This is a genomic window from Pseudomonas sp. RIT-PI-r (genome assembly GCF_001297015.1).
Classification (GTDB): Bacteria; Pseudomonadota; Gammaproteobacteria; order Pseudomonadales; family Pseudomonadaceae; genus Aquipseudomonas.
The window spans coordinates 574984-590992 of sequence record NZ_LIGE01000025.1; the positions used below are offsets into that span (position 1 = coordinate 574984).

Here is a 16009-nt window from a genome sequence, read left to right on the forward strand (position 1 = left end):
GCGTCTCAGTGCATCAGGGTTTGCAGGTTGAACGGATAGCGATATGAGGCTGGTCGGCCCTTCGCCGAGAGTTGGCGGAAGTTCACGCCATAGTTCGGCGACTTGCCCATGACCAGCATTTGTCGAGCGTGAGACTTGTCGACAAGTTGCAGCAATGGAATCTGCCGATCGCGGCCGCCGTACTGATCGAGATCGACGCCAAGCTCATGATCATGCAACTCGACCAGCGCCCAGCCACCGAGGGTGAAATGGCCACCCACCAACGCGCTCAACCGCCCGTCGACGACAGCCTGCAACGCGGCAGGTGACGTGTTGACGGCGCTGAACAGCGCATCCCTGCCGGGGGTTTTACCGGCCTCGGCAAAAGCGCGCATGGCACCGAAGGCCATTTCATCGTTGGCCGACCACACCAGCGAAACCTCGGGATAACGCTTGACCAGTTGCCTGGCCTGCTCATATGCGCGTTGCTGGGTCCAGCCGCTGTAAACCAGTTGCCGCAAGCGCACCTGCGGATGTTCGGCCAAGGCACGCTGCATACCGTGCTCGCGCAACTGCGCCGACGGCGTGATCTTCAGACCGGAGAACGCCAGCAACTCGATCTGTTGATCCTTGGCAACCGGGGGGTGCAGACGAATCAGTTCCTTCATCATCAGGTAACCGCCTTCCTCGTCATTCGGCACCAGGCTGCCGATGCGGTCCGCACGCTCGCCCACCAGCGCTTGCTGATTGGCAGTCAATGCTGCGTTGACCATGAACAACTTCACGCCGCTGCCCTGCGCCAGACGCAGAATCTGTGGCGCGATGTACTGTTCGTTGACGAACATCAGGTAGTCGGGACGGTTGGGCCCCTGCAGGGCGATTCTGGCCTGGGCGAGGGTCAGTTCCGGCTGGCGCTGGGAATAGAGGATCTGCAGATCGATGCCCAGATTGCGCGCAGCCGACTGCATGAACTGCGAGTAACTGATCCAGAACGCTTCTTCGGTCGAGCCCGGATTCAAAAACAGCACCGATTCTGCTCGCGCACTGCTGCCCAAGGCTGTGCCCAGCAAAAGAAGACCGATATGGAGAAACTTGAACATGAAGCATCCGGGCCCAAGGAAATATGGCCGCGCATTATAGCCATCGATCAATCGGCTATTGACGCTTGATCCCGTTTTTTGTCCGACAATCGTCGGGAGCGGGCCCGGATGGGTCGTTTACTGATGACTGACCCAGAATACCGCTGTTCCTACAACCAGAATGATCAGGAACAAAATGGCCCATGCATCGACACTGCTATCGCTTTTTCTTGCCTTGGTCGGATTGCTCATTGCATCGCCTCTTATCGGTTTTATCGGTGATTGCAGAAAGACTCGACCACAGTTAAGACGATGATTGTCCGCACGACAAATGTGGGTTAGTTGACAGCTATTCTCGTTAGGCGATTTGGTTCTTTACATATACTCAAACATCACTTTTGCGCATAACTGCAAACGGGTATATTGCCCCGGCTCCCTTAGGGAGCGCGCGGCCGTGCGCGCAGAATTGCAGAGGCACCATCGGACTCCAGCAAGCGAAAACGCAGCGTTTTCCGAGTGGCCCAAAGCCTGAGAACAGGACTTATATGTACGTATACGACGAGTACGATCAGCGGATCATCGAGGACCGCGTCAAGCAGTTCCGTGATCAGACCCGACGCTATCTGGCAGGTGAGCTGAGCGAAGAAGAATTCCGCCCTCTGCGCCTGCAAAATGGCCTGTACATCCAGCGCTTCGCGCCGATGTTGCGTGTGGCGGTGCCTTACGGCCAACTGACTTCGCGTCAGACTCGCATGATGGCCAAGATTGCCCGCGACTACGACAAGGGCTACGCCCACATCAGTACGCGGCAGAACGTGCAGTTCAACTGGCCGGCGGTGGAAGACATCCCGGACATCCTCGCTGAACTGGCCACCGTGCAGATGCACGCGATCCAGACCAGCGGCAACTGCCTGCGCAACGTCACCACCGACCAGTTTGCCGGTGTGGCCGCCGACGAAGTGATCGACCCGCGCCCATGGTGCGAGATCGTCCGTCAGTGGACTACGTTCCACCCGGAATTCGCCTACCTGCCGCGTAAATTCAAAATTGCCGTCAACGGTTCGACCGCTGACCGCGCCGCGATTGAAGTCCACGACATCGGCCTGGAGCCGGTGCACAACGCCGCTGGCGAACTGGGCTTCCGCGTACTGGTCGGTGGTGGCCTCGGTCGTACCCCGGTGGTTGGCGCGTTCATCAACGAGTTCCTGCCGTGGCAGGATCTGTTGAGCTACCTCGACGCGATCCTGCGGGTCTATAACCGCTACGGCCGTCGCGACAACAAATACAAGGCGCGGATCAAGATCCTCGTCAAAGCCCTCACGCCAGAAGTGGTTGCGCAGAAAGTCGATGCGGAAATGGAACACCTGCGCGGTGGCCAGACCACACTGACCGACGCCGAACTGCAGCGTGTGGCCAAGCACTTCGTCGACCCGGATTACAAGGCGCTGGAAAACCAGACCGCGCAACTGGCCGATCTCGACAAAGAGCATCCGGGTTTCGCTCGCTGGCGTACCCGCAACACCCTGGCGCACAAGAAGCCGGGGTATGTCGCCGTGACCCTGTCGCTGAAACCGACCGGCGTGGCGCCTGGCGACATCACCGACAAGCAGCTCGATGCCGTCGCCGATCTGGCCGATCGCTACAGCTTCGGTCAACTGCGCACCTCGCACGAGCAGAACATCATTCTGGCCGACGTCGAGCAAAGCCAACTGCTCACCCTGTGGGGCGAACTGCGTGAAGGCGGTTTCGCCACGCCGAACATCGGCCTGCTGACCGACATCATCTGCTGCCCGGGCGGTGATTTCTGCTCACTGGCCAACGCCAAGTCGATCCCGATCGCCGAATCGATCCAGCGCCGTTTCGACGACCTCGACTATCTGTTCGACATCGGCGAACTGGATCTGAACATCTCCGGTTGCATGAACGCCTGCGGCCACCACCACGTCGGCCACATCGGCATCCTCGGTGTGGACAAGAAAGGCGAAGAGTTCTACCAGGTTTCCCTCGGCGGCAGTGCCAGCCGTGACGCAAGCCTGGGCAAGATCCTCGGCCCGTCCTTCGCTCAGGAAGCCATGCCTGACGTGATCTCGAAGCTGATCGACGTGTACGTTGAACAACGTACCGAAGACGAGCGCTTCATCGACACTTATCAGCGTATTGGCATCGACCTCTTCAAGGAACGCGTCTATGCAGCGAATCATTAAGAACAACGAGGTCGTCGACGAAACCTGGCACTTGCTGCCCAAGGATTTCAACATCGACGAGATCAGCAACTGCGACGACCTGATCGTTCCGCTGCAACTGTGGCGTGAACACAGCCGCATGCTCAAGGCTCGCGACGGCGGTCTGGGTGTGTGGCTGGACGCTGACGAAGAAGCCGAGGAAATCGGTGAAGACGTCGCCGAGTTTCAGGTGATTGCCCTGAACTTCCCGGCATTCACTGACGGCCGCAACTACTCCAATGCCCGCCTGCTGCGCGACCGTTATGGTTTCAAAGGCGAACTGCGGGCGATTGGCGACGTGCTGCGCGATCAGCTGTTCTACATGCACCGCTGCGGTTTTGACGCCTTTGCCGTGCGCCCGGATAAAGACCCGTACGAAGCCCTTGAAGGTCTGAAGGATTTCTCGGTGACCTATCAGGCTGCCACTGACGAACCGCTGCCGCTGTTCCGTCGCCGCTGAAGGTTTAGTGCAGACAAAAAAACGCCGGTCATGTGACCGGCGTTTTTTTATGCCCGTTCGATTTACCAGAAGCGTTGCTGGGTCAGGCGACTCCACCAGCTCAGCAGTACGCGGTCGACCGAGCCGCTGGCGGCCATGCCGATCCGCTCCTGCAAGCTTTTGCGTTCGGCATAGTGCAGGTGATAGACCTCGGCCTTTTTCGCCCGGTCTGCCAGATATTCATCACTGGTCTTGAGTTCATCGACCAGTTGCTTATCCAGCGCCGCGACGCCGAGCCAGACTTCACCAGTAGCGACATCGTCAATCGCCAGTTGCGGGCGATAGCGAGCGACGAAGTTCTTGAACAGTTGATGGGTGATGTCCAGGTCTTCCTGAAACTTCTCCCGGCCCTTCTCGGTGTTTTCGCCAAACACGGTCAGGGTGCGCTTGTACTCACCGGCGGTGAGCACTTCAAAATCGATGTCGTGCTTTTTCAGCAGGCGGTTGACGTTGGGCAACTGCGCCACCACACCGATCGAGCCAAGAATCGCGAACGGCGCACTGATGATCTTCTCACCGATGCAAGCCATCATGTAGCCGCCGCTGGCGGCAACTTTGTCGATGCAGACAGTCAACGGCACACCTGCTTCACGGATACGCGCCAGTTGCGATGACGCCAGACCATAGCTGTGCACCATGCCGCCGCCGCTTTCGAGTCGCAGCACGACTTCGTCCTTCGGTGTGGCAAGGGTCAGCAGCGCAGTGATTTCGTGACGCAGGCTCTCGGTAGCCGAGGCCTTGATGTCACCGTCGAAATCCAGCACGAACACGCGAGGTTTGGCCTCGGGTTTGTTCTTCTGCTTCTTCTCGCTCTTCTCGGACTTGGCTTCGCCCTTGCGCAAAGCCTTGAGCTGATCCTTGTCGAGCAAGGTCTGCTCCAGACGCTCACGCAGGCCTTTGTAGAAATCATTGAGCTTGCTGACCTGCAACTGCCCCGCCGACTTGCGCCGGCCCTTGCTGCGCAACGCGGCAAAACTGGCGAGCACCACCAGAATGGCGATCACCAGGGTGACGGTCTTGGCCAGAAAACTGGCGTACTCGGTGAAAAACTCCACAGCGACTCCTTAAAACAATGCGCGGGTGCAAAACACACGCTCGGGATAAGTCCAGCATACCCATGCGCCGGCTCGTCGGCCAGCCGTGAAACCTCTGGCAACACCCCTGTAACGGGCATTTCAAACAAGCGTATGTTTTTTCATTGACAGCTCGACAGCATCCTCATAACCTCGCCAAACCTTCAACGTACCGGGATGACGCGGACGTGGGCAGCATCTATTTGATTCGACATGGCCAGGCCTCCTTTGGCGCAGACGACTATGACGTCCTGTCACCGACCGGTGTGCGTCAGGCAGAAATCCTCGGTCAGCACCTCGCTGAACTGGGGATCAGCTTCGATCGCTGCCTCGCCGGAGACCTGCGCCGTCAGCAGCACACGGCCACCAGCGCCCTGGAGCAATTTACTGCCAAAGGCCTGCCGGTGCCGATCCTGGAAACCGATTCCGCGTTCAACGAATTCGATGCCGACGCGGTGATTCGCGCCCTGCTCCCGGCGATGCTGCCGGACGAGCCGGAAGCCCTCGACATCCTGCGCAACGCCGCGCAGAACCGCGGCGAGTTCCAACGCATTTTTGCCCTGATCATCGAACGCTGGCTGGCCGGCACTTACGACACGCCGGGGCTGGAAAGCTGGCTGGGTTTCGTCGAACGCGTCCAGGCCGGGCTGCACCGGATCCTTGATCTGGCCGATAAAAACCAGAAAATCGCCGTGTTCACTTCCGGCGGCACCATCACTGCCCTGCTCCACCTCATTACCCAAATGCCTGCCCGACAGGCTTTTGAATTGAACTGGCAAATCGTCAACACCTCGCTCAACCAGCTGAAGTTTCGCGGTCGTGAGGTGGCTTTGGCTTCCTTCAACAGTCATGCACACCTGCAACTGCTGAAGGCTCCGGAACTCATCACTTTCCGCTGAGTCCGGATAACTGTGAACCTTGCTGTAATCAACCTCATAAGGATCGAACCATGACCTCCGTAGCCGATGCCGTAAAAGCAATGCAAGCCAAGTTCAACCCAGCCGCTGCTGCCGGCCTGGATCTGGTCTTCGGTTTCAACATCACCGACGAAGACAAGCAGTACTCGCTGATCGTCAAAGACGGCACTTGCGACATCCAGGAAGGTGAAAACCCGGACGCCAACTGCACGCTGGTGCTGGACAGCGAAACCCTGAAAGGTATCGTCAGCGGCGAAACCGACGGCATGCAGGCTTTCATGGGCGGCAAGCTGCGCGTTGAAGGCGACATGATGCTGTCGATGAAACTGTCCGAGCTGTTCCCGTCGTAACAGCGACGTTCAGTGACACAAGAATCCCGCCCCCTGTGGCGGGATTTTTGCGTTTCGGCCCTGTAGGAGCTGTGGCACGCTGCGATCTTTTGACCCTGTTTTTTAGAATGCAAAGTCAAAAGATCGCAGCCTCGTTTCACTCGACAGCTCCTACAGGGTTACCCGGTGAACGAAGCGGCCAGTAACTCTCGGGTATACGGATGCTGCGCTGCATGAAACAGCGTATTCGTCTCGCCACGCTCCACCACCTCACCGTCCTTCATCACGATCAAGTCATGCGCCAGTGCTCGCACCACCGCCAGATCGTGGCTGATGAACAGATAGGTCAAGCCATACTCCGCCTGCAAACGCCGCAACAGCGCGACAATCTGCTTCTGCACCGTGCGATCCAGTGCCGACGTCGGTTCATCCAGCAGGATCAAGTCGGGCTTGAGCACCAGCGCCCGGGCAATGGCGATGCGTTGCCGCTGACCACCGGAAAACTCGTGGGGATAGCGATGGCGAGTAGCCGGGTCGAGGCCGACTTCACGCAGCACATCGATCACTGCCCGTTCGCGCTCAGCGGCATTCAAATCGCTATGCACCTGTAGACCTTCGGCGATGATCTGCTCCACGCACAGGCGCGGACTCAGACTGCCGAACGGATCCTGAAACACCACTTGCAGGCGTTTGCGCAGCGGTCTGAGTTGCTTGCCGCTCAACTGCTCCAGCGCCTCGCCCTGAAAGCGGATGCTGCCCTGGGCATCCAGCAAACGCAGAATCGCCTGGCCCAGCGTCGACTTGCCGGAACCGGATTCGCCGACGATCCCCAAGGTCTTGCCGCGCTGAAGATTCAAATCAATGCCATTGACCGCGTGCAAGTACGACTTCGCGCGCAGCCATCCGCCGCCCAAACGGAAGCGCACATTGAGATCACGCACCTCCAGCACGTCCTCCGCAGGCTCCCGGCACAACGCTTCGCCACCCGGTTCAGCGTTGAGCAATTCGATGCTGTAAGGATGTTGCGGCGCACTGAACAACTGTTCACACGACGCCTGTTCGACGATCAGACCGCCGCGCATGACCGCCACCCGCTGAGCGATGTTTCGCACCAGATTCAGGTCATGACTGATGATCAGCAGCGCCATGCCCAGCCGTTCTTGCAGCTCCTTGAGCAACAGCAGAATCTTGCGTTGCACGGTCACGTCCAGCGCGGTAGTCGGTTCGTCGGCAATCAGTAACTGCGGCTCGCAGGCCAGCGCCATGGCGATCATCACCCGTTGTCGCTGACCGCCCGAGAGTTGATGCGGATAGGCCTTGAGCCGCTCGCGCGGATGTTGAATGCCGACCAATTCCAGCAGTTCCAAAATCCGTAACCGCGCCGCCGCCCCGGCCAGCCCCTTGTGCAGCGCAAGGCTTTCGCCCAGTTGCCGCTCAATCGTGTGCAAAGGGTTCAGTGAGCTCATCGGCTCCTGAAAAATCATCGCGATGCGGTTGCCACGCAATTGCCGCAAGTAGCGCTCATGCACGCCAAGCAGCTCCTCGCCGGCATAACGGATGCTGCCGTCGATCCGCGTGATGGTCGGGTCAAGCAATTGCAGAATGCTGTGCGCCGTCACCGATTTACCGGAGCCGGATTCCCCAACCAGAGCAACGCACTCACCGGGGCGAATGTCGAGGTCGATGCCGTGCACCACGGGCTGGCCATTGAACGCTACCCGCAAGTCGCGTATTTCGATCAGATGTTCAGGCATCTCAAGTCCTCGGATCAAACGCATCGCGGCAGGCTTCGCCGATGAAAACCAGCAGTGAAAGGATCAGCGCCAAGGCAAAGAACGCGGTCAAGCCCAGCCACGGTGCTTGCAGATTGCTCTTGCCCTGACCGATCAACTCCCCCAGCGAAGCACTGCCGGCCGGCATGCCGAAACCGAGAAAATCCAGCGCTGACAAGGTCGCAATCGCGCCGGTGAGAATGAACGGCAGATAGGTCAGCGTGGCGCTCATGGCATTGGGCAGAATGTGTCGAACGATTACCTGCGCATCGCCCACACCCAGCGCGCGTGCCGCTTTCACATATTCCAGGCCACGGCTGCGCAGGAACTCGGCCCGCACCACATCGACCAGACTCAACCAGGAAAACAGCGCCATGATCCCCAGCAACCACCAGAAATTCGGCTCGACAAACCCGGACAGAATGATCAGCAGATACAACACCGGCAGCCCCGACCAAACCTCCAGCAAGCGCTGACCGATCAAATCGACCCAACCGCCGTAGTAGCCCTGCAACGCCCCGGCGGCGATGCCGATCAGCGCACTCGCCGCGGTCAGCGCCAAGGCAAACAACAGCGACACGCGCGTGCCGAAAATCACCCGCGCCAGCACGTCGCGCGCCTGATCGTCGGTGCCCAGCCAGTTGTCGCCACTGGGCGGACTTGGCGCCGGCTCCGTGAGGTCGTAATTGACCGTGTCGAACGCGAACGGAATCGGCGCAAACCACATTCGCCCGCCCTGCCCCTCGATCAATTGCCGCACCTGAGCACTGCGATAGTCCGGTTGAAACGGCAACTCACCGCCGAAGTCCTGCTCGGTGTAGCGCTTGAACGCCGGGAAATACCAGTCGCCCTGATACGTCACCAGCAGCGGTTTGTCATTGGCCACCAGCTCACCGCCGAGGCTCAGGCCGAACAGCGCGAGGAACAGCCACAACGACCACCAGCCACGCCGATGTGCTTTGAAACGCGCCCAACGACGCTGGCCTATTGGAGATAACGTCAGCATCAGGCAGCCCTCGCGGTGAAGTCGATACGCGGGTCAACCAGCGTGTAACAAAGGTCGCCGAGCAGTTTTATCAGCAGGCCGAACAGGGTGAAGATGAACAGCGAGCCGAACACCACCGGGTAATCGCGCGCGACCGCCGCTTCGTAACTGAGGCGGCCGAGGCCATCGAGGGAAAAGATCACTTCGATCAGCAACGAGCCGCCGAAAAACACCGTCACCAACGCTTGCGGCAAACCGGCGACGACCAGCAGCATCGCATTGCGAAACACATGGCCGTACAACACCTGCCTTTGACTCAGCCCTTTGGCGCGCGCGGTCACCACGTACAGTCGCGAGATCTCGTTGAGAAAGCTGTTCTTGGTGAGGATCGTCAAGGTCGCAAAACCGCCGATGACCAAGGCAGTCACCGGCAGCACCAAGTGCCAGAAATAGTCGGCCACCTTGGCCCACGGCGACAGTTCGGCGAAGTTGTCCGAGACCAGTCCGCGCACCGGAAACCAGTCCAGCGCCGTGCCACCGGCAAACACCACGATCAGCAGCAGCGCAAAGAGAAATCCCGGCAGCGCATAACCGATGATGATCGCCACACTGCTCCAGACATCGAACGCCGAGCCGTTGTGCACGGCTTTGCGAATGCCCAGCGGAATCGACACCAGATAGGTGATCAGCGTCGCCCACAGGCCCAGCGACACGGTCACCGGCAGTTTCTGCCAGATCAATTCGGTGACGCTGGCACCGCGAAAGAAACTCTGGCCGAAATCCAGTTGCGCATAGCTTTTGAGCATCAGCCACAAGCGCTCGCTGGCGGGTTTATCGAAGCCGTACTGACGCTCGATATCAGCCACCAGTTTCGGGTCCAGCCCCCGGGTGGCGCGAGACTCGCCGCCGACGGTTTCGACATGGCTGGAACCCACTGCGGCCCCCACGCCAATCCCCTGCAAGCGCGCAATGGCCTGCTCGACCGGGCCACCGGGTGCGGCTTGCACGATAACGAAGTTGACCAGCAGGATCGCGAGCAAGGTCGGCACGATCAGCAGTAAACGCCGCAGACTATAACCCCACATGGCCGTACTCCTTGTGCATCTGCGTTGTGGTCAGTGCGGTCGAGCTGATTTCCCACCATGTGTCGAGGCCGGCGTCATACAGCGGCGCAATCGCCGGACGGCCGAAGCGGTTCCACCACACCGTGGAAATTCCCGGCGGGTAATAGTTAGGCACCCAGTAATAGCCCCACTGCAACACCCGATCCAGCGCATGAGCATGGCGCAGCAGACTCTCGCGATTGTCGGCCTGCACCAACCCTTCGAGCAGTGCATCGACGGCCGGATCGCGCAGCACCATGTAATTGTTCGAACCAGGATCGTCGGCGCCGTCGGAGCCGAAGTAATTGAACATCTCCCGGCCCGGTGCCTGACTCACCGGATAACCGGCAACGATCATGTCGTAGTCACGATTGCGCACGCGGTTGGTGTATTGCGCGGTGTCGACCTGGCGGATATCGAAGCCGATGCCGATCTGCGCCAGGTTGCGTTTGAACGGTAACAACAGCCGTTCGAAACCTTTCTGGCCGTTGAGAAACGTGAAGTGCAGAGGCTCGCCATTGGCGTTCACCAACTGATCGCCCTGAGGTTTCCAGCCAGCGGCCTCCAGCAGGTTCAGTGCCTGCAATTGTTCGGCGCGGATATTGCCACTGCCGTCGGTTTTCGGTGCTTCAAACACCGTGGTGAATACTTCATCGGGAATCTGCCCGCGCAACGGCTCAAGAATCTTCAGCTCTTCGGCATCCGGCAATGCAGTGGCCGCCAGTGCGCTGTGGGAGAAGAAGCTGCGCTGGCGCAGGTACATGCTGCGCATCATTTGCCGGTTGCTCCATTCGAAATCCCAGAGCATGGCGATCGCCTGGCGCACGCGACGATCCTGAAATTGCGCTTTCTGCAGATTGAACACAAAGCCCTGTGCGCCTTGCGCAGCACCCGGTGCGAGATGCTCACGGAGCAATTTGCCTTGTTCCAGTGCAGCCCCCGCGTAGCCGATGGTGAAACTGGTGGCGGAGAACTCGCGGTTGTAATCGAAGCCACCGGCCTTGAGCACCTGCCGCGACACCTCGGTGTCGGCGAAGAACTCCACGCCTAACTGATCAAAGTTGTACAAGCCCCGAGTGATTGGCAGATCCTTGGCCCACCAATCCTGCACACGCTGGAATTTCACGCTGCGCCCGGCATCCACCGCGCTGATGCGATACGGGCCGCTGCCCGGCGGAATCTCGAAACCGCCGCCCTCGGCGAAATCGCGGGTGCGCCACCAATGTTCGGGCAGCACCGGCAGTGTCGCCAGGTCCAGCGGCAAGGTGCGGCTGTCGTTGTTCTTGAAGAGGAAGCGCACTTGCGTCGGCGACTCCACGACGACTTCAGCGACATCGCGAAACTGCTGACGGTATTTGAGGCTGCCCTGGGTGGTGAACAGCTCGAAGGTGTAACGCACGTCTTCGGCGGTGATCGGTGTGCCGTCGTCGAAATGCGCCTTCGGGTTCAGGTAGAAGCGTATCCAGCGGCGATCCGGATCTAGCTCCATCTGCTGCGCCACCAGACCGTAGACGCTGTAGGGTTCATCCTTGCTGCGATAGGCCAGAGGCGCGTAGAGCCAACCATCGATGTCGGCCACGCCGGTGCCTTTATCGGTGTAAGGAATCAGGTGGTCGAACGGGCCACTTTCCAGGGAAGACCGGCGCAGGCTGCCGCCCTTCGGCGCGTCGGGGTTGGCGTAGGCCAGGTGCTGGAAGTTGGGGGCGTATTTGGCGGGTTCGCCGTAGACCGTTAACGCTGGTTGCGGGGCGGCCAAACCGAGCGGGGTTAAAAGCGTAAAAGCGCTGAATAAAATGAGCCTTGAGAACATGGGCAGATCCTTTTACACGGTGTTGCTACTGGCCTCTTCGCGAGCAGGCTCACTCCTACAAAGGTCTGCGGTGAATACAAATCCAATGTAGGAGTGAGCCTGCTCGCGATAACGCCGGAACAGTCACCACACATCCTGCCTACCTGTGATGTGCAACAGGCCGGCGATTTTTATAGGGCAGGCTTTAGATCAATCGGTGACTAAAACCCGCCATCTCTGAGAATTTTCAGAACTTGTAACTGACCCGCGTGTACAGCGTCCGGCCAAACGGGTCGCTGTATTTCGGGTCGTAGCCGCTCTGGAACGTGTACGTCTGGTTGCTGAACGGTGGTTCGCGGTCAAACAGGTTTTTCGCGCCGAGGGTCACGCTCAGGGTCTTGCGCCAGGTGTAGGTGCCGGCCAAGTCCCAGACGTTGTACGAGCCGACGTAATCGTGGGTGTCGCGATCGGAGTCGTGGTAACCGCTGGTGTAGCGGTTGGTCAGGGCCGCGCCGAACGGGCCGTAGTTCCAGCTGCCGGTCAGGCTGTGACGCCAGCGCGCCACGGCACCCGCCGACGCAAAGTCACCGCCACGGAAATCGCCGAGCTTGTCGATGTAGTCGCCCTTGAGTTGTTGCTGGTAGTCATAGCGGGTGACGTAAGTGCCCTGCAGGCCGATGCCGAAATTGCCGTACGGCGTGCTCGGCAAGCGGTAATCGAAGCTGACATCGACACCATTGGTCTTGATCTTGCCGAGGTTGGCCAGGCCGGTGACGATATGATCGATGGAGCCATCCGGCTTGCGCACCAGGCGATCCGGGTACAACTCAGGGTTCTCGAACACCGCCGATTCCGGAAACTCGGCAATCTGGTTGGCGATGTCGATCCACCAGAAATCCAGCCCGGCGCTCAGGCGTTCGAACGGCTGGTAGACAAAGCCAAGGGTGACGTTGCGTGCGGTTTCCGGGCTCAGATCGGTATTGCCACCGCTGGTGCGATTGAACTGCTGCGCGCAGTCACGGTTGGCGATGCCGCCATTGCTCGGATTGCCGCCAGCGCACAAGCGCGGATCGTTGTAGTTGGCATTGGTGAAACTGGTAAAGGTCGGGTTGTACAGCTCATACAACGACGGTGCGCGGAACCCTTCGCTGTAGGCACCGCGCACCACCAGTTCCTTGAACGGCTGGAAGCGGAACGAGTATTTCGGATTGGTGGTGCTGCCGAAGTCGCTGTACTTGTCGTGGCGTACGGCGGCGGACAGTTCGAGGCTGTCGAGCACCGGCACATTGACCTCGGCGTACTCGGCGGAAACGCTGCGATCCCCGGCAACGCTGCCGTTCGGATCAACACCAAGGCTTTGCACGTCGCCGGCAAATTGCGCGAAATCCTGATGGAAGTCTTCCTTGCGATACTCGCCGCCCAGTGCCAATGCCGAAGGGCCGGCGCCGAACCAGTCGCCGATTTCACGACTGATGCGCCCGTCGATGGCCTTCACTCGCCCTACCGCCGTGGCGTAATCACCGTCCACCGCGTTGGCCGCCAACAGCGCGGAACCGGCAGCCGTCTGCGGACCGAACGGGTTGATCACGCCATTGGCAATACCGGCGCTGACGGCGCGGTCGTTGACGTAACCATCCTGAATGCTGTTGACCACTTTGTTCTGGTTGTACGAGGCGCCGAGGTTGTAATCCCAGCCGACCAGCGTGCCGTCGAAACTCAGCAGCAAGCGCTGACTGGTGTTGTCGTCTTCGTGCTGACGCGCGCCAACGGCGGTTTCGCGCCAGTTCACATCGACCGGTTGCGTCGGGTCGAGGGCAAAACCGTTCGGCCCTGGGGTGATGCCGTTGCCCGGATAGAACGCAGTGCCGGGGTTGACCTGATTACCCATCAACGTGCCTGGGCCGATTTGCGTGCGGTTTTCGTTTTGCGCCCAGAAGTATTCGAGGCTGACGTTGTGATCGTCCGACAGCTTGCCGGTGGCTTTGGCGAAGGCCGAAGTCTTCTCCGTTTCCGGCACCAGATCGAGGTAGTTCCACAGGCTCTGCCGGCAGATGCCGTTGCGCGCCAGCAAACCCGGTGCGTTGCAACCGGAACCGGCCAAAGGGTTGGTGGCGTTACTGCCCTGGCTCCAGTTGGCCGGCGAGGCGGTGCCGGAGGTGTAATCAAGTCCGCGGTTGGGCTGATAGTTGTAGGTGTAGCCGCGATCCTCAGCGGCCAGGCGTTGCTGCTTGTCGTAGCTGACCACACCAAACACGTTGAAGCGATCCTCCTGCAAATCACCGAAGCCCCAACTGCCGCTGAAGTTGCGGCTTTCACCGCCCCCCGAATGGGTTGGCGTGTCGTAGTTGGTGCTGATCTGCCCTTCGGTAAGGCTGGTCTTGGTGATGAAGTTGATCACCCCGCCAATCGCGTCGGTGCCGTACAACGCCGAGGCGCCATCACGCAGCACTTCGACACGGTCAATGGCGGCGAACGGGATGGTGTTGAGATCGACACCCGAGCCGTTGATCGCATTGGTGGCGTTGTTGCTCAGACGCCGGCCGTTGAGCAGCACCAGGGTTTTATTCGGGCCAATGCCACGCAAATCCGCATACGACGCGCCGCCACTGCTCGACCCTACCGAGCGACCGGAACCAACCGAAGACTGGTTGGCGGATATCCGGCTGACCAGCTCCTCGGTGGTGGTGACGCCCTGCTCGCGCAACTCTTCGACGCGCAGGATGGTCACCGGCACTGCGGTTTCGGCATCGACGCGGCGGATTGCCGTGCCGGTGACTTCCACCCGTTGCAGCTGGGTCGTGGGTTCGTTTGCCGAACTGTCAGCGGCGATGGCCGGCAGCGTGTTGATAGCCAGCAGCAAGGCCAGGCTCAAAGGCGATTTGACGGGTGAAAACTGAATCATGAACAGCCATCCCTGCGTTTTGGTTTATGCAGGGATGTGCAATGACGAATAAGGATTTATAGAGGGCGACTTAGACTGTTGGGTGCTGAGGTTATGCAAAGAATGCCATGCCTCCATATCAAGCCGATGCCATCTCCCGCAGCAACCGTGTATCCAGGCCAAAACGTTCTTGAGAGACCATCTTGAACTGCCCCGCTGCCAGGTCGCAGCTCACCAGCAGATTCCACGAGTGGCGGGTTGCCGCCGAGGGAATCAGGACAAACGGATGCTCATCCAGTAAAGCGTCGGCAAACCGCTGTTGATTGGGCGACGGCCACGCGGGACTCAACCAGTAAGGATTCGGTACCTCTTCAGGCTGAACGACTTTGACCCGTGCATCGCGGATGACTTCAAAGCACGTCAGCACATATGGCTCTCTGTCCAGTGCATCAAAACTATTATTGGCCGCCACCTCCAGAATGGCCGAGGACGGGTCAACAGATGCATAGACGACTCGCCGGCCAGGCGCATTCCATCGACCGCCCTTCAGTTTTGAACCCATCCCGCTGTCCCACGTATCTCCATAGGCCTCCTGATCCAGGCGCCAGCCATACCAGTGACCGTCCCAGGGCAAAGGATTCATGGGTAACCCCCATACAGAACCCGACACAAGTATTGCTCGACCATCTGGAAACCCAGCGGATGGTGAGTCAACGCCAACGGCACGTAGCCGTTAAGGTAAGGGATGGATTTCTGCATCCATATTTCCGCCTGTGACAGCCCCCCGAACGCACGAGTGGCCATCTCCAGCACCAGCGCATATTGGTAGGCGACAACACTCTGCTGTGAGTCGAGCCGTATCGATTTGCCTTCCTTCAACAGCCGCTGCACGGTTCTGACAGACCTGCCGGTGATGCGTTTGACCATGTCTTCGCGCAGGTACATTTCGGAAGTTGAAAGCATGTTGACGACGTCGCTCAGCTCAAAGCCCTCCTCGGTAAGGCGGACAATCAGCATGGCGTCGTCACCGAGGTCCTGGCCGTTCACGAGTAGCTCGACAGGCTTGCCCGCGACCTTCTTCAGCCCCGTCAGCCGGGGCACTTTTGCTGTGGACATCGCGACATCCTCCATGGGGCATCTGGCGCGATCGTCGATCCAGAAGTTGCGCAGGGAATAAACAGAGGTTTCATGCTCAATGAGTGGGGTACGCATAATCGATCCTTTATCTGGGAGCCTGAGCGTTCAAGCTGCTCAGCGACTTCAATGTCAGATCCAATGCTATAGATCGCGCTTCCGACGACCAACCTGAAAAGGTCGTCGGAAATATCCCCTGCTTGCCGCAAAACCCGCCATTTTCCGTAGGACGTAAACGCGAGATACC

General features: G+C 59.4%; 13 protein-coding genes. 4 read left to right on the forward strand and 9 right to left on the reverse strand.

The window, feature by feature from the left end; genetic code table 11:
- Positions 1-5: 5 nt before the first annotated feature.
- On the reverse strand, positions 6-1079 hold the full coding sequence (locus AK821_RS14390; protein WP_064390283.1) for an ABC transporter substrate-binding protein: 1074 nt from the start codon (positions 1077-1079) through the stop codon (positions 6-8).
- Positions 1080-1603: 524 nt separating this feature from the next.
- Here AK821_RS14390 and AK821_RS14395 point away from each other — a divergent pair.
- Together AK821_RS14395 and AK821_RS14400 are read left to right on the forward strand one after the other, a co-directional pair.
- On the forward strand, positions 1604-3262 hold the full coding sequence (locus tag AK821_RS14395; RefSeq protein WP_064390284.1) for a nitrite/sulfite reductase: 1659 nt from the start codon (positions 1604-1606) through the stop codon (positions 3260-3262).
- Entirely contained in the window at positions 3246-3740 is a 495-nt protein-coding gene (locus AK821_RS14400) for a DUF934 domain-containing protein (protein WP_008080464.1), read from the forward strand. Before AK821_RS14395 ends, AK821_RS14400 begins: the two co-directional genes overlap by 17 nt.
- A 62-nt stretch (positions 3741-3802) precedes the next feature.
- Here the strand turns inward: AK821_RS14400 and sohB are convergent, their stop codons facing one another.
- Positions 3803-4834 (reverse strand): protease SohB, encoded by a 1032-nt coding sequence (gene sohB / locus AK821_RS14405; protein WP_064390285.1) that lies wholly within the window; start codon positions 4832-4834, stop codon positions 3803-3805.
- A 206-nt stretch (positions 4835-5040) separates the two neighbouring features.
- Between sohB and AK821_RS14410 the strand changes: the two genes are divergently transcribed.
- Together AK821_RS14410 and AK821_RS14415 are read left to right on the forward strand one after the other, a co-directional pair.
- Positions 5041-5751, forward strand: coding sequence for a histidine phosphatase family protein (locus tag AK821_RS14410; RefSeq protein ID WP_064390286.1), 711 nt, complete (start codon positions 5041-5043; stop codon positions 5749-5751).
- A 50-nt stretch (positions 5752-5801) separates the two neighbouring features.
- A complete protein-coding gene (locus AK821_RS14415) occupies positions 5802-6119 on the forward strand; it encodes an SCP2 sterol-binding domain-containing protein (protein ID WP_007912567.1) in 318 nt (105 codons plus the stop codon).
- Between the two features lie 158 nt (positions 6120-6277).
- Here the strand turns inward: AK821_RS14415 and AK821_RS14420 are convergent, their stop codons facing one another.
- The 7 genes from AK821_RS14420 to AK821_RS14450 form a co-directional block, all read right to left on the reverse strand.
- Positions 6278-7852, reverse strand: coding sequence for an ABC transporter ATP-binding protein (locus tag AK821_RS14420; protein ID WP_064390287.1), 1575 nt, complete (start codon positions 7850-7852; stop codon positions 6278-6280).
- Position 7853: 1 nt separating this feature from the next.
- Positions 7854-8876 carry an ABC transporter permease gene (locus tag AK821_RS14425; protein WP_064390288.1) on the reverse strand — a complete coding sequence of 341 codons (1023 nt, stop codon included), beginning with the start codon at positions 8874-8876 and terminating at the stop codon, positions 7854-7856.
- The gene (locus tag AK821_RS14430; protein WP_064390289.1) at positions 8876-9940 is read right to left on the reverse strand and encodes a microcin C ABC transporter permease YejB; all 1065 of its coding nucleotides are present in this window, start codon (positions 9938-9940) and stop codon (positions 8876-8878) included. The genes AK821_RS14425 and AK821_RS14430 overlap by 1 nt, the downstream gene beginning before the upstream one ends.
- Positions 9927-11768, reverse strand: coding sequence for an extracellular solute-binding protein (locus AK821_RS14435; protein ID WP_064390290.1), 1842 nt, complete (start codon positions 11766-11768; stop codon positions 9927-9929). Before AK821_RS14435 ends, AK821_RS14430 begins: the two co-directional genes overlap by 14 nt.
- Before the next feature lie 226 nt (positions 11769-11994).
- On the reverse strand, positions 11995-14649 hold the full coding sequence (locus tag AK821_RS14440; protein WP_064390291.1) for a TonB-dependent receptor: 2655 nt from the start codon (positions 14647-14649) through the stop codon (positions 11995-11997).
- 118 nt (positions 14650-14767) lie between these two features.
- Entirely contained in the window at positions 14768-15271 is a 504-nt protein-coding gene (locus tag AK821_RS14445; RefSeq protein WP_064390292.1) for an RES family NAD+ phosphorylase, read from the reverse strand.
- A complete protein-coding gene (locus AK821_RS14450; RefSeq protein ID WP_177330956.1) occupies positions 15268-15744 on the reverse strand; it encodes an antitoxin Xre/MbcA/ParS toxin-binding domain-containing protein in 477 nt (158 codons plus the stop codon). The genes AK821_RS14445 and AK821_RS14450 overlap by 4 nt, the downstream gene beginning before the upstream one ends.
- Between the last annotated feature and the right edge of the window lie 265 nt (positions 15745-16009).

Excerpts from the sequence above, each read along its gene's own strand:
- AK821_RS14415 (WP_007912567.1), top strand. The coding sequence starts at position 5,802 with ATGACCTCCGTAGCCGATGCCGTAAAAGCAATGCAAGCCAAGTTCAAC.
- AK821_RS14435 (WP_064390290.1), bottom strand. The coding sequence starts at position 11,768 with ATGTTCTCAAGGCTCATTTTATTCAGCGCTTTTACGCTTTTAACCCCG.
- AK821_RS14390 (WP_064390283.1), bottom strand. The coding sequence starts at position 1,079 with ATGTTCAAGTTTCTCCATATCGGTCTTCTTTTGCTGGGCACAGCCTTG.
- AK821_RS14425 (WP_064390288.1), bottom strand. The coding sequence starts at position 8,876 with ATGCTGACGTTATCTCCAATAGGCCAGCGTCGTTGGGCGCGTTTCAAA.
- AK821_RS14440 (WP_064390291.1), bottom strand. The coding sequence starts at position 14,649 with ATGATTCAGTTTTCACCCGTCAAATCGCCTTTGAGCCTGGCCTTGCTG.
- AK821_RS14420 (WP_064390287.1), bottom strand. The coding sequence starts at position 7,852 with ATGCCTGAACATCTGATCGAAATACGCGACTTGCGGGTAGCGTTCAAT.
- AK821_RS14400 (WP_008080464.1), top strand. The coding sequence starts at position 3,246 with ATGCAGCGAATCATTAAGAACAACGAGGTCGTCGACGAAACCTGGCAC.
- AK821_RS14445 (WP_064390292.1), bottom strand. The coding sequence starts at position 15,271 with ATGAATCCTTTGCCCTGGGACGGTCACTGGTATGGCTGGCGCCTGGAT.
- AK821_RS14450 (WP_177330956.1), bottom strand. The coding sequence starts at position 15,744 with ATGTCCACAGCAAAAGTGCCCCGGCTGACGGGGCTGAAGAAGGTCGCG.
- AK821_RS14395 (WP_064390284.1), top strand. The coding sequence starts at position 1,604 with ATGTACGTATACGACGAGTACGATCAGCGGATCATCGAGGACCGCGTC.
- AK821_RS14430 (WP_064390289.1), bottom strand. The coding sequence starts at position 9,940 with ATGTGGGGTTATAGTCTGCGGCGTTTACTGCTGATCGTGCCGACCTTG.